This is a genomic window from Rhodococcus sp. NPDC003318 (assembly GCF_042879035.1).
Taxonomy (GTDB): domain Bacteria; phylum Actinomycetota; class Actinomycetes; order Mycobacteriales; family Mycobacteriaceae; genus Rhodococcus_G.
This window is the reverse complement of record NZ_JBIAOU010000006.1, coordinates 63,710-82,688: the sequence shown is the minus strand read 5'-3', so window position 1 is coordinate 82,688 and position 18,979 is coordinate 63,710. Positions and strand designations below refer to the sequence as shown.

General features: G+C 70.2%; 18 protein-coding genes. 12 read left to right on the top strand and 6 right to left on the bottom strand.

What is annotated here, in order from left to right; all coding sequences use genetic code 11:
* Nucleotides 1-168 precede the first annotated feature (168 nt).
* From ACFYVR_RS12540 to ACFYVR_RS12520, 5 genes are all read left to right on the top strand, one after another.
* Nucleotides 169-969: a DUF5602 domain-containing protein gene (locus ACFYVR_RS12540; protein WP_387473299.1), complete on the top strand. Its 801-nt coding sequence runs from the start codon at nt 169-171 to the stop codon at nt 967-969.
* Nucleotides 970-1,042: 73 nt separating this feature from the next.
* Nucleotides 1,043-1,315, top strand: a complete 273-nt coding sequence (locus ACFYVR_RS12535) for an SRPBCC family protein (RefSeq protein WP_387473297.1) — start codon at nt 1,043-1,045, stop codon at nt 1,313-1,315.
* On the top strand, nt 1,312-3,063 hold the full coding sequence (locus tag ACFYVR_RS12530) for a thiamine pyrophosphate-binding protein (RefSeq protein WP_387473295.1): 1,752 nt from the start codon (nt 1,312-1,314) through the stop codon (nt 3,061-3,063). Before ACFYVR_RS12535 ends, ACFYVR_RS12530 begins: the two co-directional genes overlap by 4 nt.
* Nucleotides 3,035-3,691, top strand: coding sequence for an SRPBCC family protein (locus ACFYVR_RS12525; RefSeq protein ID WP_387473292.1), 657 nt, complete (start codon nt 3,035-3,037; stop codon nt 3,689-3,691). The genes ACFYVR_RS12530 and ACFYVR_RS12525 overlap by 29 nt, the downstream gene beginning before the upstream one ends.
* Before the next feature lie 9 nt (nt 3,692-3,700).
* Nucleotides 3,701-4,756 (top strand): 3-oxoacyl-ACP synthase III family protein, encoded by a 1,056-nt coding sequence (locus ACFYVR_RS12520; RefSeq protein WP_387473290.1) that lies wholly within the window; start codon nt 3,701-3,703, stop codon nt 4,754-4,756.
* 52 nt (nt 4,757-4,808) lie between these two features.
* On the opposite strand, the gene ACFYVR_RS12515 is transcribed toward ACFYVR_RS12520, so the two are convergent.
* Both ACFYVR_RS12515 and ACFYVR_RS12510 read right to left on the bottom strand, forming a co-directional pair.
* Complete coding sequence (locus ACFYVR_RS12515; RefSeq protein ID WP_387473288.1) at nt 4,809-5,912, bottom strand: glycosyltransferase; 1,104 nt, start codon at nt 5,910-5,912, stop codon at nt 4,809-4,811.
* A gap of 100 nt (nt 5,913-6,012) precedes the next feature.
* Complete coding sequence (locus ACFYVR_RS12510; RefSeq protein ID WP_387473286.1) at nt 6,013-7,158, bottom strand: helix-turn-helix transcriptional regulator; 1,146 nt, start codon at nt 7,156-7,158, stop codon at nt 6,013-6,015.
* 238 nt (nt 7,159-7,396) lie between these two features.
* On the opposite strand from ACFYVR_RS12510, the gene ACFYVR_RS12505 reads away from it, so the two are divergent.
* Nucleotides 7,397-8,323: an AEC family transporter gene (locus ACFYVR_RS12505; RefSeq protein WP_387473284.1), complete on the top strand. Its 927-nt coding sequence runs from the start codon at nt 7,397-7,399 to the stop codon at nt 8,321-8,323.
* A gap of 24 nt (nt 8,324-8,347) precedes the next feature.
* Nucleotides 8,348-8,800 carry a hypothetical protein gene (locus tag ACFYVR_RS12500; RefSeq protein WP_387473281.1) on the top strand — a complete coding sequence of 151 codons (453 nt, stop codon included), beginning with the start codon at nt 8,348-8,350 and terminating at the stop codon, nt 8,798-8,800.
* Nucleotides 8,801-8,821: 21 nt separating this feature from the next.
* Here ACFYVR_RS12500 and ACFYVR_RS12495 read toward each other — a convergent pair whose 3' ends face one another.
* A complete protein-coding gene (locus tag ACFYVR_RS12495; protein WP_387473278.1) occupies nt 8,822-10,771 on the bottom strand; it encodes a VWA domain-containing protein in 1,950 nt (649 codons plus the stop codon).
* The gene (locus ACFYVR_RS12490; protein WP_387473276.1) at nt 10,771-12,180 is read right to left on the bottom strand and encodes a sigma 54-interacting transcriptional regulator; all 1,410 of its coding nucleotides are present in this window, start codon (nt 12,178-12,180) and stop codon (nt 10,771-10,773) included. Before ACFYVR_RS12490 ends, ACFYVR_RS12495 begins: the two co-directional genes overlap by 1 nt.
* A 136-nt stretch (nt 12,181-12,316) precedes the next feature.
* Here ACFYVR_RS12490 and ACFYVR_RS12485 point away from each other — a divergent pair, with 136 nt between their 5' ends.
* The 5 genes from ACFYVR_RS12485 to ACFYVR_RS12465 all read left to right on the top strand — a co-directional run bounded on the left by ACFYVR_RS12485 (nt 12,317) and on the right by ACFYVR_RS12465 (nt 16,633).
* Nucleotides 12,317-12,619, top strand: a complete 303-nt coding sequence (locus ACFYVR_RS12485) for a DUF3311 domain-containing protein (protein ID WP_387473274.1) — start codon at nt 12,317-12,319, stop codon at nt 12,617-12,619.
* A complete protein-coding gene (gene mctP / locus ACFYVR_RS12480) occupies nt 12,616-14,262 on the top strand; it encodes a monocarboxylate uptake permease MctP (RefSeq protein WP_387473271.1) in 1,647 nt (548 codons plus the stop codon). The genes ACFYVR_RS12485 and mctP overlap by 4 nt, the downstream gene beginning before the upstream one ends.
* A gap of 34 nt (nt 14,263-14,296) precedes the next feature.
* Complete coding sequence (locus tag ACFYVR_RS12475) at nt 14,297-15,271, top strand: alpha/beta hydrolase (protein ID WP_387473268.1); 975 nt, start codon at nt 14,297-14,299, stop codon at nt 15,269-15,271.
* Between the two features lie 171 nt (nt 15,272-15,442).
* Complete coding sequence (locus tag ACFYVR_RS12470) at nt 15,443-15,850, top strand: hypothetical protein (protein ID WP_387473265.1); 408 nt, start codon at nt 15,443-15,445, stop codon at nt 15,848-15,850.
* 591 nt (nt 15,851-16,441) lie between these two features.
* Nucleotides 16,442-16,633 (top strand): hypothetical protein, encoded by a 192-nt coding sequence (locus tag ACFYVR_RS12465; protein ID WP_387473263.1) that lies wholly within the window; start codon nt 16,442-16,444, stop codon nt 16,631-16,633.
* 94 nt (nt 16,634-16,727) lie between these two features.
* Here the strand turns inward: ACFYVR_RS12465 and purH are convergent, their stop codons facing one another.
* Nucleotides 16,728-18,281: a bifunctional phosphoribosylaminoimidazolecarboxamide formyltransferase/IMP cyclohydrolase gene (purH, locus tag ACFYVR_RS12460; protein WP_387473260.1), complete on the bottom strand. Its 1,554-nt coding sequence runs from the start codon at nt 18,279-18,281 to the stop codon at nt 16,728-16,730.
* Complete coding sequence (purN, locus tag ACFYVR_RS12455; RefSeq protein WP_387473258.1) at nt 18,278-18,901, bottom strand: phosphoribosylglycinamide formyltransferase; 624 nt, start codon at nt 18,899-18,901, stop codon at nt 18,278-18,280. Before purN ends, purH begins: the two co-directional genes overlap by 4 nt.
* Between the last annotated feature and the right edge of the window lie 78 nt (nt 18,902-18,979).

Below are 18,979 nucleotides of genomic sequence, written 5' to 3'. Positions count from 1 at the left end.
GGTTCCCGGCCCGGTCCCGGGCCCACACTGGCGGTGATCACAAGTCTGGCCAGTGTGTCGGGCACCGGAATCGCCGTCACGCCGAATCGCCCACGCCGACATGGTGAGGGCCAGGTGCACGGCTCGGCGTGTCAGGCCCGGCACCGACTCGGAGAAGGGGGCCCCGTCATGCGAGAGCATCGATTGCTCCGCGCCGTGAGTCTGGTGCTCGCTGCCTGCGTGACCGTGGGCGGGTGCAGCGCTGCCGCTGCTGGACCGGAGGACGGTCGTACGTACTTCAGCGCCTCCGAACGAGTCGGCGACGGGTCGGTGCGGACGTACGCCACCGTGGACACGAAAGGTGACCCGACCGGGGTCGGTGTCCGGATGTCGGTGACCGCGCTGGAGGGGCTGCCCGAAACCGGTGCGATGTTCATGCTGGACCTCCCCGAGCAGGCGTCAGCGACGGTGTTCGACCACGTCATGCTCAACTGGAACCCGCACGGACACGAACCGGAGATCTTGTTCGGAAAACCGCATTTCGACATGCACTTCTACATGACGGACATGTCCTCGATCGAGCAGATCGATCCTGCTGCACCGGAGTACGCGGCCCGCGCCGCACACCTGCCCGACGGAAGGTACATGCCCCGCGATTACGTCACCCCGCCCGGCCTGCTCGCATCCGAACTGGCGGTGCCCTTCATGGGGGTGCACTGGATGGACGCGACCGCCGGCATGATCCCGGGCGTCTACGACTTCACGCACACCTTCGTCAACGGGTCCTGGGACGGGAACTACACCTTCATGGAGCCGATGATGACCCGTGCATGGCTGCTCACCAAGCCGACGATTCGTGACGACATCAAGTTGCCGGCGGCCTACCAGCACACCGCCTACTACCCCACCGTCCACAGCGTCCGATTCGACCACCGGACACAGGAATTCGACGTCGCCCTCGCAGAAATGACCCTGCGCCGGCAATCGTGACACCCACAGGCCGTCCTGGCGCGCCGAACCACCGCGGATTGCGGCACCCACCCGACCCCGTCGAGGAGTCATCGTGATCGTCACCGAGGAATCCGTCGTCATCGACTGCCCCATCGGCGAGGTGTCCGCCTTCTTCACGGACCCGGACAACATGAGACTGTTCATGACCAATGTGATTGCGTACAACCTGATCTCGGGTGAGGCCGGCGAAGTGGGCTCGATCTTCCACGCGGTGGTCAAGGTCGCCGGCAGGCGACTCGAGATCATCGAGGAACTGACCGGTGTCGATCAGGGCAGGTACCAGCGCCGCCGCGGCACCGACAGCCCGAGTAGGGGAGCTTCATGAACACCGGATCCCAGCACCCGGTCCAGCGCGGCAGGCGGGTTGTCGACGCCGTGGTCGACGCCGTCGCCGACCTGGGGGTGCACCACATCTTCGGGGTGGACGGCGCCAACATCGAAGACCTCTACGACGCGCTGTTCGCCACCGGCCGCCGCGTGCGGGGGGTGGTGGCCAAGCACGAGTTCGCCGCGGCCACCATGGCCGACGGGTACGCCCGCACCACCGGCGGCCTCGGGGTGGTTGCCACAACCTCGGGCGGTGGCGCGATGAACCTGGTGGCCGGGCTCGCCGAGTCCTACACCTCCCGGGTGCCGGTGCTGGCCCTGGTCGGGCAACCACCCACCACGCTCGAAGGAACGGGGGCGTTCCAGGACTCGAGCGGCACAGCCGGGACAATCCACGCTGTCCGGTTGTTCGCCGAGATCTCCCGCTACTGCGCCCGGGTGCAGCGACCCGACGACCTCGCCGGCCACCTGGAGCGGGCGGTCGCCGCGGCCCGGTCCGGTGGCCCGGCGGTGTTGTTGCTACCCAAGGACATCCAGCAGTCCACCGTCGACGGGGCTTTCACCCTCCGCCCCTTGCCCCACCGATCCGGCCACGACCCGGCCGGCCTCGCTCGGATCCGGGACCGGCTCGCGGCGGCCCGCCGGACCGGGAAGATCGTGCTCGTCGCCGGCGACCAGGTGGCGCGCGACGACGCGCGGCAACCGCTGCACGCCCTCGCCGCCGCGGTGGACGCCGCCGTCGGGGTCGCCCCGGACGCCAAGGACGTCTACCCCGCCGACCAGCCCGGCTTCTGCGGTGTCGCCGGAATCATGGGGCACACCGAACTGATCGAGGCGGTGCGACACAGCGCGCTGTGCCTGCTGATCGGCACCCGGATGCCGGCCACCGCCCGCACGGGCCTCGACACTGCCCTTGCCGCCGTCCCGGTCGCCAGCATCGGCGCCGAACCACCGTATGTACCCGCCGTACACGCGGCCAGCCTCGACCTGTGTGAGGCGTTGGTCGAACTCGCCGACATGTTGTCGCCGGGCGGGGCACCCGATGCGGCCACTCACGGTGGGTTGTCTCCGCTGCGGGTCCCGGTGTCCGTGGGCCCCGGGGTGCGCTACCGCGAGGCCGTCGCGGCGATCGCCACAGTGATGCCCGCCGGATCCGACGTCTTCGCCGACGCCGGCAACACCGGGGCCGCGGTGGTGCACCACCTTCCCGTCCCCCACGGCGGCCGGTTCGTCGTCGCGCTCGGCATGGGCGGCATGGGCTACAGCTTCGGCGCCGCGATCGGATCCGCCTTCGCCCACGGCAGTGACGCCCCCGAAGCGACCCGAAATCCTCACCGGCGGACTTTCGTCGTCGCCGGCGATGGCGCCTTCTTCATGCACGGCATGGAGATCCACACCGCGATCGAACACCACCTACCGATCACCTTCCTCGTCTTCAACAACAACGCCCACGCCATGTGCCTCACCCGCGAGCAACTGTTCTACGGGGACCGCTACAGCTTCAATCGGTTTCAGCCGTCGATGCTCGCGGAAGGCGTCGCCGCCATGTTCCCCACGATGCCCTCCTACCCTGCCCGCACCCTCGACCAACTCCTCGATGCCCTCCAAGCCGCGACCACGACCAGCGGGCCGGTCTTCATCGCCGTGGACTGCGACCCCGACGAGATCCCCCCGTTCCTGCCCTTCCTGGAACCGCCCACGATCGAGGAGGAGCGCAGTGAGCACATCTCTGCCCGCCCTCAGTGACATTCCGGGTGGCGTGATCCCCGGGGTGCTGCGGATCGAGAATTCCGACCGGGAGGCGACCACCCCGATCATCCTCGACATGCTCCGGTCGGTGTACCCGCACCAGCAGGTCTTCGGCGAGTACTGCACCGTCCACGGCTACATCGACGCCCCACCACACGACGTCTTCACGTACTTGGCGGACACCCGCAGCCTCGAGGAATGGACCTACAGCCTGCGAGGATTCACCCCGACCGAACAACCCGGTCTGTGGTCGGCCCACGACCGACTCGGATCCGACACCACCATCTACACCCGCACCGTCACGAACGCCGAGGCGATGACCGTCGACTACCACTGCGCCTGGGACCAAGGCCGGCATCTGTGGATGATCTACCTGCTGCGGGTGGTCGATGCCCAGGTGGTGTTCGACAAACCCGGATCGGTGGTCCTGTGGACCAACTGCCACCACCCGTTCTACGACACCAACCCGTACCCGGACACCGCGCCCACGGAACGGGTGCCCTGGGTCGGCGACTTCTGGGACATGTTCGCCGCCGGTCACGAATTGGAGCTGAACAACCTCACCGCTCTGTGCGAATACCGGGCCCGCCGTGGCCTGCCGATCACACCCGCCTGGATGAGCTGAGCATCCCCCGTGGAGACCGTCAGCATGATCGACGTCGCCAGCTACCTGCCCGGCGACCCGGTCGGCACGGACTACTTCGCCCGGCACGCCCGCTCGGATCGGATGGCGCAGAACATCATGTTTCGCGCCCCCACCCACCGTCATCACGTGGCCGCCGGCGAATCCGCCGTCGACATGGCCGAGCACGCCCTCACCCCGCTGATCGATCGCCACGGAACCGCGGCGATCGAAGGAATCGACGTGCTGATCACCCACACCCAACTACCGGACCTACCGGTGCTCGGCTGCGGCGCCGACCTGGCCCGTCGCACCGGGATGCGCCCGCAGTGCATCCTCGATCTGCACAACGGTGGCTGCGCCGCATTCGTGTACATGATCGATCTCGCCCGCATCCTCCTGTCCACCAACGGCTCTGCACGGACGGCGCTGATCGTCACAGTGCAGAACACCGCCGGCCAGATCTTCACCCAGTCCGACGTCCGCCCGCTCGCGCAGGCGGCGGTGCCCGGTGACGGCTGCGGAGTCGGGCTACTGTGCAAGTCGGACCGGGCCCCGATCCTCGGTGTCGAGTGCCGCCATTACCCGCAGTACGCCGGGGACATGACTGCCGCGATCGCCCCGCCCCGCAAGTACTGGGAACCCGGCACCGGGCAGCTCCACATCTCCTTCACCGAATCGAAAATCACCACCGTCTTCGCCCGCGGCAACCGCCTCGTCCCCGAGGTAGCCCTCTCCGTGTGCGAACACATCGGCGTCGAATCCACCGACATCGACACCTTCGTCACCAACCAACCCAACCGGCTGTTCCTGCGAAACTGGCGCGACGCACTCGAACTCACGCCCGACCGACACCCCGACACCTTCGACGACTGCGGAAACCTCTTCGGCGCCGCCATCCCGGTCACCCTCGACACCGAGAACCGCGCCGGCCGGATCCCCGACGGGTCACTGGTGCTGCTCGCCGGATTCGCGCACGCCGGCGACTTCGCCGCCGCCGCGGCGATCCGCTGGGGCGCGGCACCCGACACCGACAACCAACGACGGTGGCACGTTCACGCCGGGTGACGATGGTGCCGGGCATCGCCGGCATCCCCGGCCGCACCGGAACACCGGGTGATCAGCGGTCGATCAGCGCCAGGAGCTCATCCACCGCGGCCGAGGCCCCGTCGGTGGCTCGGAGTCGGTCGCCGAGCGCGGCGGCCGCGGTCCGGTAGCTCTCCGCCGCGAGGAGTTCGTCGAGGGCGGCGCGAATCCGACTGGGGTGTGCCGTCTTCCGGAGCACTTTGCCGGCGCCGGCCGCGGCCACCGTCCTGCCTATCATCGGTTGGTCAGTCAGCGCGGACATCGGCAGGATCAGCATCGGCAGGCCGTGCGCGAGGGCACGAAACGTGGTTCCGTGCCCTCCGTGCCCGATCACGGCCGAGCACGTCGGCATCACGTCGTTGTGCGGAATGTACTGGTGGACGGTGGTATTGGCGGGCGCGCGCAAGCCCACGGGATCGACGGCGGGACCGGTCGTCACCACGAACTCGACGTCCATCCCCTCGGCGGCGTCGAGGACGTTCTGCAGCACCCGGCGCTGACCGGGGAACCCGCCCGTGCTGAGGCTGACCAGCACCCGTGGCGGAGTGCGGCCCACCGCCTGCCTCCTCGCATCGTGCACCGCACCGGTCCAGACCACCCGGTCTTGCGTGGTCCGACCGCCGGCGGGGTCGAGGCCCCGGTCCGAGCACACCAGCACCAGGTCGGCCTGCCGCCACAGGCGGCGCGGTCCCAGCCCCCCGAGCCGGGCGGCGATCCCGAAGGGACCGCGGCGGACCATCCCGTCCAGACACGCGTAGAACGAGGAGACCAGGACGACGTGGCGCAGGCCCTCCCGCGCCGCCGCGTCGAGCGCATTGAACAACATGCAGTCGACGAGCACCAGGTCGGCCGGGTCCTCCCGCACCGCGTCGAGCAGGTCCCGCCCGATCCCCGGGTTCGTCATCACCGCGAGCATCGTGGTGACGAGATCCCACGTGCCGTGGCCTTCGTGCGGGGTCCACGCGGGCGAGTGTCGGTAGACGCGGAATTCCAGCCCTGCCTCGTCGACGGACGTGCGCTGCGCCTCGTGGTCGAGAACGCGCACCCGGTTTCCGCGGCGGCGGAGTTCTCGCCCCAGCCTCAACGTGAGCGGCACGTTTCCGCCTGCGTCGAACGTGACGATCAGAATGTCGGGCACGGCACCAACCTCACGAGTCCGGGCAATGTGCATCGAGCACCTTCGAGCTGTGCAGCTTCCGACCACGCGCGCCCGGCGACCGGCGGAAAGCGTGCGACGACTACGGACTGTTCAACGGCCCGCGTTCATTTCGGCTTCCTGCACCGGCGAACCAGCCGTCCGGCCCGACCGGCGTGTCGCAACGCGGCAGGTAGTGGGTGAAGAACAGCTGTGCGACGAGTTCCTGGCGGCTGTTCACCCCGATCTTCGCGTAAATGCTTTTCAGGTGGTCCTGCACCGTGTACGGGCTGACGAAGAGCCGATGCGCGACCTCGACACCCGTCTTGCCGGCAAGGACGTGGCCCAGCACCTCCGCCTCGCGGGCCGTCAGGCCGTGGATGGCGGCCAGCAGGGAGACGATCTCCGCGGGTTCCGCCGGTTCCAGTGTGACGACCACCCGCCCCGCCGTGCCGCGGCCGTCGAGTTTCCCGGCCCGAATCACCAACCATTGACCGTCGATCGTGCGGGCCCTCGTGACCGCGGCCGCCGAGCCCGAGTTGCGCAGACGTTCCGCCGCGAACACGGCGGGAACCATCCGGGATCCGGGCTCGGCACCGATCCGGTCGAGGTACGCCACCGCTGGTGCGGTGGCCGATTCGACTTCGCCGTCCGGACCGACGATCGCCACGGCCGGCCCGCCGGTGACCTCTGCCGTCACCCGAGGTGCCTGCCGGAGCAGAGACAGGCGAAGACCCTCGCCGATCGCACGGGTAGCACCGGCGAGGAGCCGTACCTCGTCATCGCTGAACCTGTGGCCGGGACCGCGCATGACCACCCCGCCGCCCCAGCAGAGCCTGTCGCGCCCGCGGACGACGAACCGCATCTCATCGTCCATCCCCATCGGACCGAGGAGCTCGACGTAGGGCAACGCGTCACGGAGATCCCCGTCGATTGCGTCGCGGATCGTCTGGACCCCGACCGAAGTGCGGGCAAGCTTGCCGATGGCGTTCGCGTACGGCGACGGGCCGTATTCCAACCGGGCGGCAGTTTCAACGGCATGACTCGGCGGGGAGTCGACACCGACCGTCGTCTGTGACGTGGGCAGCAGTGTCGCGGGATCGACCATTGTCATGAGGGCGACGTCATAGGGGATCCGGGTGCGGATCGCGTCGAGAACCGCATGCCGGAACTCGACACTGTCGGTGGATCCGAGTGCCGCGTCCCGCACACACGAGCGCAGCGGTTCAACCTTCCGCGCCACGGTCATGTCCCCCAGTATGTGCTGGTCGAAACCACGAGCGGTACCCCATGCGCGGAGTGCATGCCCGCCGCACACCTGATCACGAAGGTCGCCCGACACGCCGCGAGGCCGGTGGGTTGTCGAGTTCGCGGACGGGATCGGGCCGGATCGGGGTCAGTTGAAGCTGCGACCGTTGCTGACGGTAAGGTTCTCCACGCGGACAAACCGCAGGTCAGAAGGCATTGAACGGGAGAGTGATACCAGCATGTCTGGCGTGCTCTCCGGTTTCGCCGTCATCTTCGTCGTCATCGCCATCGGCTTCGCGCTCGGACGTACCCGGGTGCTCGGCGAGCAGGGCGAGTTCGTCCTCAGCCGGCTGGTGTTCTTCGTCGCCACCCCGGCGCTGCTGTTCGACTCACTCGCGCACGCCGACCTGTCGGTGATCTTCTCCCCCACCCTCGCCGTCGCGTCGGCCACCGCGTTCGCGATCGGCGTCGTCTACTTCGTGATCGCCCGCACCGTGATGCCGCGGCCGGTGCCGGAGGCGACGATCGGGGCGTTGGCGGCGTCGTACGTGAACTCGGCGAACCTGGGCATCCCGATCGCGGTGTTCGTCCTCGGCGACGCGTCGTTCGTGGCGCCGCTGCTGCTGTTCCAGATCGTGGTGTACTCACCGATCGCGCTGACCACCCTGGACCTGACGACGGGGATCCGCAGCGGGTCGTGGGTCCAGACGGTGACCACGCCGTTCAAGAACCCCATCGTGCTCGCGGGCGTCGCGGGCCTGGCCGTCGCGATCGGCGGGTGGACGCTCCCCGCCGCGCTGACCGAACCGTTCCGCATCGTCGGCGGCGCGTCGGTGCCGGGCGCACTGCTGGCGTTCGGCATCTCGCTGTACGGGGTGCGGGTGCTGCAGCGCGGGGTGGCGCCGCGCCGCGAGATCGCCCTGGCGTCGGTGCTCAAGATCGTCGCCCAGCCGGTGCTGGCGTACCTGATGGGCCGCTTCGCGCTCGGACTGGACGGGCACGACCTGTTCGCGGTCGTGGTGATCGCGGCACTGCCGACCGCCCAGAACGTCTTCGTCTACGCCAGCCGCTACCAGCGCGGCATCGTCCTCGCCCGCGACACCGCACTGGTCACGACCCTCGCGTCGATCCCCGCGATCGGTCTCGTCGCGGCGCTGCTGGCCTGACGCTCGTCGGCTACCGTGACCCCCATGCGCACCCTCGTCGCCGCCGCCCTGCTGGTCCTGGCACTGACCGGCTGCTCCGAGAGCGACTCGTCGGACGCGGCGCCCTCGCCGAGCCCGCCCGCGGTCACCAGGCAGACACCGACCGTCGCGGCGCCCACTTCCGTCGCGATGCCCGACGACTCCTCGGAGCTGACCGCCGCGGAGGGCCTGGTCGACACGCACCCGATCACCTTCGAGTCGTACACCGTCACCGGCGACGCCGGTGATCGGGTGGCCGTGCACTTCGATGCCGGCGTCCCCGAGTGCTTCGGCGCCGAAGCCACCGTCACCGAAACGGACGCCTCCGTCACGATCGCGCTACGCACCGGCACCCTGCCCGCCGCGGTCGGGAAGGCCTGCACGATGCAGATCGTGCCTGCGACCCTCGAGGTCCCACTCGCGGCACCGCTCGGCGACAGGCAGGTCGTCAGCGGGTAGGTGCCTGGTCAGCGGTGCGTGTCAGCGGTGCCTGCGCATCCGCATGAAGTCACTGACCACCGCGGCGCCGAGCCCGTCGAGATCGGGCGCGACGACGCGACCCCCGACGCGCTGCGCCATCCGGTCCACCACCCGCGCCAGGCCGGGGTCGTCGCCGAGCCGGAAGATCGTCACCTGCGCGCCGAGCTTGGCCAGGTGGTCGAGTTCGCGGACGGTGAGCCCGAGCGTCTTCGGGTGCGGTGGATAGTCGAAGAAGGCGTGCCCGTCCGGCTCCAGGTGGGCGGTCGGTTCGCCGTCGGTGACGATCAGCACCACCGGTTGGGCGTTCGGGTTGCGGCGCAGGTGCCGTCCCGCCAGCATCAGCGCGTGGTGCAGGTTGGTGCCCTGGTCCCAGGCACCGTCGAGTCCGGCCAGCTCCTCGGGGGTGACGCTGCGGGCGTGCCTGCCGAACGCGATCAGCTGCAGGTCGTCGCCGCGGAACCGGGTGCGCACCAGATGGTTCAGCGCCAGCGCGGTCCGTTTCATCGGCACCCAGCGACCGTCCATCACCATCGAGAACGACGTGTCCACCAGCAGCGCGACCGCCGCCTGCGTCCGCTGCTCCGTCTCCGTGATCTCGACGTCGGTGACCTCCAGACGGACCGGCACCGGCGAGCGGCCCGACGCCGCCTCGCGCAGCACCGCGTTGGTGACGGTACGGGTGACGTCCCACGGCTCGGTGTCGCCGAACTCCCACGGCCGGCTCGCCCCGGTCGGCTCCCCCATCGCGCCGGCGCGGCGGGTGTCGCGCGCCCCGCTGCGCCCCGACAACCGGCTCGCGACGTCGCGCAGCGCCGACTCGCCGAGCTTGCGCATCGCCTTCGGCGACAACCGCCACTGACCGTCCGCGCCGCGGTCCAGGAAACCCTGTTGCTGCAGAGCCCGTTCCAGATCGGCGAGGGTGCGGGCGTCGGCGGCGGCCTCCGGCCCGAGCTGCCGCAGCAGCGCGTCGGCGTCGATGTCGTCGAGCTGCGCGCCCGCGTACTCCTGCGACAGCTGCTCGGCGAGCTGCTCGAGCTCCGCGATGTCCGCCAGCGCCGACGTCCCGTCGCCGAGACCCATGCCGTCGTCGCCGCGGAACCGGCGGCTGCCGTCCCAGTCCTCACCGGGCCGCGCCGCCCTCAGGTTCGCGTCCAGCCGGTCCAGCTGCTGCATCAGTGACGGACTCCCGAAGGCCTGCTGCGCCAACGCATCCAGTTCGGCGCGCTGCTCCGGCGTCAGCGAGTTCCGCAGCCGCTGCGCCGCGGCGGCACGGCTCGCCAGGGCGTCGAGCAGTTCCTCGACATCCTGCGGGTTCTCGGGGAAGAACTCGCCGTGCCGGTCCATGAACTCGGCGAAGTCCTCCGGGGTGTCCTCGCCGCGAGAGTGCTTGTCCAGCAGGTCGTTCAGATCGGTGAGCATCTCGTCGACGCGCTGCCGGTCCTCGTCGGTCGCGTTCTCGAGCGCCTGCTTCATCCCGGCGAACCGCTGGTCGAGCATCTCGCGGCCGAGCAGGTCGCGGATCTTCTCGTAGTCGGCGCGCGCCTGCGCATTCCGCCACTGGTACTCCGAGAGGTCCCGCACCGCCTGCGCCGTCGACGGCGGCAGCTCCGCGAGCTGCATCTCCGCGAACCGCGCCTCGTCGTCGAGCGAGCGTGCCAGCTCCTTGCGTTCGGCGAGCACGGCGCGGTCGAGGAGTTCGCGGACCTCGTCGAGGGTGCCGCCCAGGTTGTGCCGGTCCAGCAGCTCCCGACGACGGCGATTCGCCTGGGCCGCAAGCCGGTCCAGCCCGCGCGTCGACGACGTCCCGCGGCGCAGCAACTCCCGCAACGCCCGCCGCGGCGACGACCCCTCGAGCACGTCGTTGCCGATCGCGTCGAGCGCCTCGCGCAGATCCACCGGGGGCGCCAGTGGGTCCGGTCCCCCGTGGTAGCGGCCGTATCGCTGGTACATCAGCTGTACACCAGCTGCCCGTCGTCGTCGGCGTCCTTGGCGATCCGGCGGGCCAGGTACAGCCCCTCGAGCGCCAACTCCACGGCCGCCGCCCGCGCCCCCGTCGTCTGCGCGCCGAGCCGCTCCGCCAACTCGTCCACGACCTCGAGTTCCGGCAACTCGCCGAGCAGGTCCTTCGCGGTCACCCGATCTCCGGTGACGACCGGCGACCCGGCCTCGACCGCCGCGACCAGCTGCCCGAGGTCGAGGCCGCCGAGCAGTTCGCGGGCGGTGTCGGCGGTGGCCCGGCGCAGCAGGTGCTCGAGCACCTCGACCTCCCGGCCCTCCTCCCCCGACTCGAACTCGACCTTGCCGCGCAGCACCTCGATCACCGACCCGAGGTCCACCGCCCGCGCGGTCGGATCCGTCTCGCCGAGAATCGCGCCGCGGTGCACGGCGGCCGCCCCGACGGTCTCGGCCGCCGCGACCGCGAACCGCGCCGACACCCCGGACCGCTGGTCCACCGACGGCGACTCGCGCAGCAGCCGCGTGAACCTGGCCAGGATCTCGAGCAGGTGCGCGGGCACCTCGGCGCGCAGCTGCGCCTCCTGCTCGATGACCGCGACCTCGTCCTCCACCTCCAGCGGATAGTGGGTGCGGATCTCGGCCCCGAAGCGGTCCTTGAGCGGGGTGATGATGCGGCCGCGGTTCGTGTAATCCTCCGGGTTCGCGCTCGCCACCAGCAGCACGTCCAGCGGGAGCCGCAGGGTGTAGCCGCGGACCTGGATGTCGCGTTCCTCCATCACGTTCAGCAGCGACACCTGGATCCGCTCCGCGAGGTCGGGCAGCTCGTTGACCGCGACGATGCCGCGGTGCGCGCGGGGCACCAGGCCGAAGTGGATCGTCTCCGGGTCGCCGAGGCTGCGACCCTCCGCGACCTTGACCGGGTCGACGTCACCGACCAGGTCCGCCACCGAGGTGTCCGGGGTCGCGAGCTTCTCCGAGTACCGGTCGTCGCGGTGCCGCCACGCGACGGGCAGGTCGTCGCCGAGCTCGGCGGCCCGCCGGATCGACGCCGGCGTGATCGGTTCGTAGGGGTGCTCACCGAGCTCGGAGCCGTCGATGACGGGCGTCCACTCGTCGAGCAGCAGCGGCAGCGTCCGCAGCAGACGCGTCTTGCCCTGCCCGCGTTCACCGAGCAGGACGACGTCGTGGCCGGCGATCAGGGCCCGCTCGAGCTGCGGCAGCACGGTCTCCTCGAAGCCGACGATCCCCGGCCACGGGTCGCGGCCGTCGCGCAGGGCGGCGAGCAGGTTGTCGCGGATCTCGTCCTTGACCGGACGCTGGACGTGGCCGGTGGCACGCAACTCGCCCACCGTGCGGGCGGTGGGTCGCGGGGACCGGGACTCGGGAGTGGGCGCAGTCACCACTCCACGCTACGAGGGTTCGGCCGATTCGGCATCCGTGACGGCTTCGATCGGCGGACAGCGACGCTCCCGAGGAGTAGTTTTCGGCGGGTAGAGGCAGTCGCCGTGGCCGAAAAGCGTCGGGAAGTCGGAGGTCGCCATGCCCGCACCGGACGACGCAGTGCCGCACGACACCGAGCCGGACGACGCCACCGCCGCGCCCCCGGCCAACCGCGGCCTGCTGGCCCTGGCCGCGGTGCTGCTCCTGATCCCGATCGTCGCGATCCTGTGGGTGCCGCTGTATGCGCGCGACGAACCGGAACTGGGCGGCTTCCCGTTCTTCTTCTGGTACCAGTTCCTCTGGGTGTTCCTGTGCGCCGGAGCCACGTTCGCGGCCTACCGGGTCGTGCTCCGCGCCCGGCCGCACCGACCGCTGCGGGACCGGAACGGGGCGGACCGGTGAACGACGGCGTGGACGGCGTCGCCCTCGCCGTCCTGATCGCACTGTTCGCCGTCGTCACCGTCCTGGGGTTCCTGGCGGCGCGCTGGCGCCGCGCGGCCAGCCTGGCGAGCCTCGACGAGTGGGGCCTCGGCGGCCGCAGCTTCGGCACCTGGGTGACGTGGTTCCTGATCGGCGGCGACATCTACACCGCGTACACGTTCATCGCGGTGCCCGCCGCGATGTTCGCGCTCGGCTCCGTCAGCGGGTTCTTCGCGATCCCCTACACGATCATCCTGTACCCGATCATCTTCGTGTTCATGTCCCGGCTCTGGTCCGTCAGCCACCGGCACGGCTACGTCACGACCGCGGACTTCGTCGGTGGACGCTACGGGTCACGCTGGCTGTCGCTGGCGATCGCGTTGACCGGGATCCTCGCGACGATGCCGTACATCGCGTTGCAGCTGGTCGGCATCGAGGCGGTGCTCGAGGTGATCGGAATCGGCGGCTCCGACAACGTCGTCGCCCGGGACCTGCCGCTGTTCGTCGCGTTCGCGGTGCTGGCGGCGTACACCTACTCGTCCGGTCTGCGTGCCCCGGCGATCATCGCGTTCGTCAAGGACACCCTGATCTACCTGGTGATCGTCGTCGCGATCGTCTACCTGCCCGCCCGGTACGGCGGGTGGACGCACATCTTCGACGCCGCGCAGACCAAGATGGAGACGCCGAATCCGGCGACCGGCAGACCCACCGGCTCGTTCATCCCGAACAGCCAGCAGTACTGGGCGTACGCGACGTTGGCGCTCGGATCCGCCCTCGCCCTGTTCATGTACCCCCACTCGGTGACCGCGACACTGTCGTCGAAGTCCCGCAACACGATTCGACGCAACGCGACGATCCTGCCCGCGTACAGTTTCCTCCTCGGCATGCTGGCCCTGCTCGGCTGGGTCGCGATCGCCGCGGGCACCAAGCCGGTCGGGTTGGACGGAGAACCCAACGCGCAGTTGGTGATCCCGCAGCTGTTCGAGGACTCCTTCCCCTCCTGGTTCGCCGGCGTCGCCTTCTCCGCGATCGCGATCGGCGCCCTCGTCCCCGCCGCGATCATGTCCATCGCCGCGGCGAACCTGTTCACCCGCAACGTGTACCGGGAGTGGTTCCGTCCGCACGCCACTCCCGCGCAGGAGGCGAAGGTCAGCAAACTGATCTCGCTGTTCGTCAAGTTCGTGGCGTTGGTGTTCGTCCTCACCCTCGACAAACAGAACGCCATCAACTTCCAGCTCCTCGGCGGCATCTGGATCCTGCAGACCTTCCCCGCCATCGTGTTCGGCCTCTACACCCGGTGGTTCCACCGCTGGGCCCTGTTGGCCGGCTGGGCGGTCGGCATGGTCTACGGGACCGTCGTCGCCTACAACGTCTCCTCGCCGACCGTCGACCACTTCGCCGGCTCCCTCGCCTCCATCCCCGGCATCGCGCAGATGGGCTACATCGCCCTGACCGCGTTCGCGATCAACATCGCCGTCGCGGTCGTGCTCACCGTGGCGCTGCGCGCGCTGGACGCCCCCGACGGCACGGACACCACCGTCGCCGCCGACTACTTCGCCGACGCAGGCGATCCCCGCGTCCGTCCCCTGCCCACCCCGCCGACGGAGGCGACGCCGAGTCCCTGACCGGGTGTCCCACGGCACCTGGGAGACTGGCCGCATGCCCGACACCGAGATCACGTTCACCAGCGGCGACGTCACCGTCCACGGGAGCCTGCAGATTCCGGCCGCCGCGACGACGGCCCCGGCACCGGCCGCGTTGCTGCTGGCGGGCAGCGGCCCGACCGACCGCAACGGTGACAGCGCCGTGATGCCCGGCCCGATCGGCACGCTGCGGTTCCTCGCGGACACCCTCGCCGCGAGCGGCATCGTGAGCCTGCGCTACGACAAGCTCGGCAGCGGCGTCACCGGCCTCGGCCCGTACGAGGTCGACGACGTCGCCGGGCTCGGCTTCTCGGTGTTCGTCGACGCCGCCGCGGACGCGCTGCGCAACCTCGCCGCGCAACCCGACGTCGACGAGAACCGGCTGCTGGTGATCGGACACGGCGAGGGTGCGCTCGTCGCGCTGGCGCTGGCCGTCCGCGAGGACGCCCCCGCTCTCGTCGGACTCGGCCTGCTCGAGCCCCTCGCGGTGCGCCTGCTGGACCTGCTGACCAGGCAGATCACCGGCCAGGTCGACGCGGCCGTCGCCGCGGGGCAGCTGCCGCTCGAGCTCGCCGACGAGTTGCGCACCGGCCTCGCCGACGCGGTCGAGTCACTCCGCACCGACGGCACCGTCCCCGACGACCTGCCGGAGCCGCTGCGGCTCGCCGGGCTGGTGTCGGTGAACGCGAAGACCCTCGCCGAGGAGGACGCCCTCGACCCGCGCGCTCTCGCGGCCGCGCTGCCCGCCGGGCTCGCGGTGTTGACGAGCTGCTCCGCCCGCGACCTCCAGGTGGACTCCGCCGACGTCGACGCCCTCGACGCCGCCCTCGCCGGCGCCACCGTCACTCCGGTCCGGATGACCACCGCCAACCACGTCCTCAAGGAGATCGGCGAGCGGCAGTCCACCGGCGCGGACTACGTCGAGGACCTGCCGTGGTCCCACGAGTTCGCGTCCGCGTTCACCGCCTGGCTCGCCGCCCTCCCCCGCTGACGCCGAGTGTGCATGGGGGCACCTCCCTGCACGACGTGCTCGGGGGATGTCGTCACGTCCACCCGGGCGTTGCGACGGAGAATGCACACTCGCGGGGTGTGGATGGCGGCGCGAGTTGTCCACAGTTCCGCGGAGGGCCCTGGCGGACGGGTGACGGACGGGCCACCGTCGATGCATGGGGGATTTCGGCAGCCCGTTCCTGGGCACGGCGACACGCTCGAGCCGGACGAGATCTGCATCGCCGGCGACTGGTTGGCCTCGACCCCGGCCCGCACCGGCGACCTCGGTCGACGACTGCGATTCGTGCGCGCGGTCGAGACCCTGGACGCGCTGTGCAACGCCACCGGCATCACACCGCACGACATTCGGCATGTCACCGAAAAGCACTCCGGGACAAGGGGAATCGTACAGTTGCGGGAGGTTCTCTCACTCGTCGATGCCGGCGCCGAGTCGCCGCCCGAGACAACGACCAGGCTCGTGCTCCTCGACGGGCGGCTCCCGCGGCCCCGAACGCAGGTGAAGGTACGCGACGCCACCGGACACGTCGTCGCCCGTTGCCACATGGGCTGGCCGCGCTGAAAGGTCGTCGTCGAATACGACGGCGACCACCACTCGCTCGACGAGTCACAGCGTACCCGCGACATCGAGCGGCACGAGCTGCTGACCGCTCTCGGCTTGCGGATGGTGCGGGTCGGCTCCGCGCAGCTGCGTGAGCGTCCGCACACGATCGCGACGCGCGCCCGCCCTCAACTCCGGGAGGCCGGGGCGCCCCTCCGACCCGGCCGAGTGTGCACTTTCCGGCGCGTCCACCCGGGCGTTGCGACGGTGACTGCACACTCGGCGCGAGAAACCGAGATGCGCGCGACCGCGACCATGCTGTACCGTCCTCGGCTAACCACCTCTCCGGCGAGCAGAAAGGAACCCCGCCGAATGTTCACGAAGGCAGCAGCCGTACCCGCCGTACATGCGGCCATGTGGCGTTCCTGCATTTTCGCCAAGCGTGTACGCCGAGACGGAACCTGACGAGCACCGTTCGATTCCTCTCGGCACCCAGGGCGACGCGCCCGGGTGCCTTTTCTTTTTCCCCGAATCGTCGCCACGACGAAACCTGCCGAACACACAGCGCCGACACACTCGAAGGCGCACCACCGAAGCCGAGGAGCTTTGACCATGAAACTGCGGTTCAACCAACTGTCCCAGACGCGGCCACTCGCGGACCTGCCCGCGGACCTGACCGGCCACGCCGTCACGCTCGACCTCTCGCACACCGACGCCGCGCAACGCGCCGCCGCGACGGATCTCGCGCGTGAACTGCTCGATCGCGGCGCCGCGCGCATCGTCATCTCGGGCAGCGCCGCCTGACCCCCGGCGTGCCCCGGCACGTCACCCGGGAGAAACGACGAAAGGTGCACACTCGGCGGAAAGCCGAGGGTGCACCTCTCGTTCGTTGGGATCGTCAGTGCGCGAAGTGACGCGCCCCGGTCAGGTACATGGTGATGCCGGCTTCACGCGCGGCCTCGACGACCTCGTTGTCCCGGACGGAGCCGCCCGGCTGCACGACCGCCTTGACGCCGGCGTTCGCGAGCACCTGCAGGCCGTCGGGGAACGGGAAGAACGCGTCGGACGCGGCGACCGATCCGGCCACCCGGTCACCGGCACGGTTCACCGCGAGGTGCGCGGAATCGACCCGGTTGACCTGCCCCATACCGACACCCACCGAGGCGCCGCCGGACGCCAGCAGGATCGCGTTCGACTTCACCGAACGACAAGCGCGCCAGGCGAATTCGAGATCCTGAAGGGTCTTCTCGTCGGCCGGATCCCCCACCGCGAGGGTCCAGTTCTTCGGGTTGTCGCCCTCGGCGTCGAGGACGTCACGCTCCTGCAGCAGGGCGCCGCCGGAGATCGGCCGCCGCTCCACCCCGGACTCGGTCGGCGCGACCGCCTCGAGGACCCGCACGTTCTTCTTGCGGGCCAACACCTCGACGGCACCCGGTGCGTAGGACGGGGCGATGATCACCTCGGTGAAGATCTCCGCGACCTGCTCGGCCATCTCGACGGTGATCTCCCGGTTCGCGGCGATGACGCCGCCGAACGCGCTGACCGGATCGCAAGCGTGGGCCTTGCGGTGCGCCTCGGCGATGTCCGCGCCGACCGCGATACCGCACGGGTTCGCGTGCTTGATGATCGCGACCGCCGGGGCGTCGAAGTCGTGCGCGGCGCGCCAGGCGGCGTCACCGTCGGTGTAGTTGTTGTACGACATCTCCTTGCCGTGCAACTGCGTCGCCTGCGCCAGACCGGCCGGCGCGGCCGGGTTCACATACAGCGCCGCCGCCTGGTGCGGGTTCTCGCCGTAACGCAGGACGGCCGACCGATCCCAGCTCGCCCCGGTCCACTCGGGGAACTGCGAGTCGCTCTCGACGAGGGTCGACGTCATCCAGGACGCGACCGCGACGTCGTAGGACGCGGTGTGCTGGAACGCCTGCGCGGCCAGCGCGGTGCGCTCGGCGAGCGTGAACCCACCGGCCGCGACCGCGGCGAGGACGTCGGTGTACTTCGCCGGGTCGACGACCACCGCGACCGACGGGTGGTTCTTCGCGGCGGCGCGCACCATCGACGGGCCGCCGATGTCGATCTGCTCGACGCACTCGTCGGGGGTCGCGCCCGACGCGACGGTCTGCGTGAACGGGTACAGGTTGACGACGACGAGCTCGAACGTCTCGATGCCGAGCTCCTCGAGCTGGGCGAGGTGGTCCGGCTTGCGGGTGTCGGCGAGGACGCCGGCGTGCACGCGGGGGTGCAGGGTCTTGACGCGGCCCTCGAGGCATTCGGGGAACCCGGTCAGCGACTCGACCGGGGTGACGGGGATGCCCGCGTCCGCGATCTTCGCGGCGGTCGATCCGGTGGAGACCAGTTCGATGCCCGCCTCGTGCAGACCGGTGGCGAGCTCCACCAGGCCGGTCTTGTCGTACACGCTCACCAGTGCGCGGCGCAGTGCCTTACGTTCGGTCACTTCGGGATCACGGCCTTTCGTCCATCGGAAACAACTCCTCGCGTGGCGACGGCGGCGAGAACATCCACCAGCAGTCGCCGTTCCACGGTCTTGATGCGTTCGTGCAGCGTCGCCTCGTCGTCGTCGTCGAGGACGACAACCGGCTCCTGGGCCAGGATCGGCCCGGTGTCGACACCCGAATCCACCAGGTGCACAGTCGAACCCGTCACCTTGACGCCGTACGCGAGCGCCTCGGGGACGGCGTGCGCGCCGGGGAAGGACGGCAGCAGCGCGGGATGGGTGTTGATGATCCGGCCCCCGAAACGCGTCATGAACGCCGGGCCGAGGATCTTCATGAATCCAGCCGAGACGACGAGGTCGGGGGTGTGGGCGGCGACCGACTCGGTCAGCGCCTCGTCCCACGCGGCGCGGTCGGGGTGCGCGCCGAGCGCAACCTTGAAGGCGGGGATCCCGGCGGCCGCGGCATGCTTCGCGGCCGCGCACTCGCGGTCGACACCGACCGCGACGATCCGCGCCGGATAGTCGTCGACGGCGGCCGCGATCAGCGACTGCAGCAGGCTTCCGGTACCGGAAGCGAGGACCACGACCCGGACCGGTGCGTCGGTGTCGGGCCGGAACACGTGGGGGGCAGTCAGCGCTCTACTCCTCGGGGCGTCGGCCGGAGCGACCCGGCCGGGGAAACCGTCGACATCGCCGGC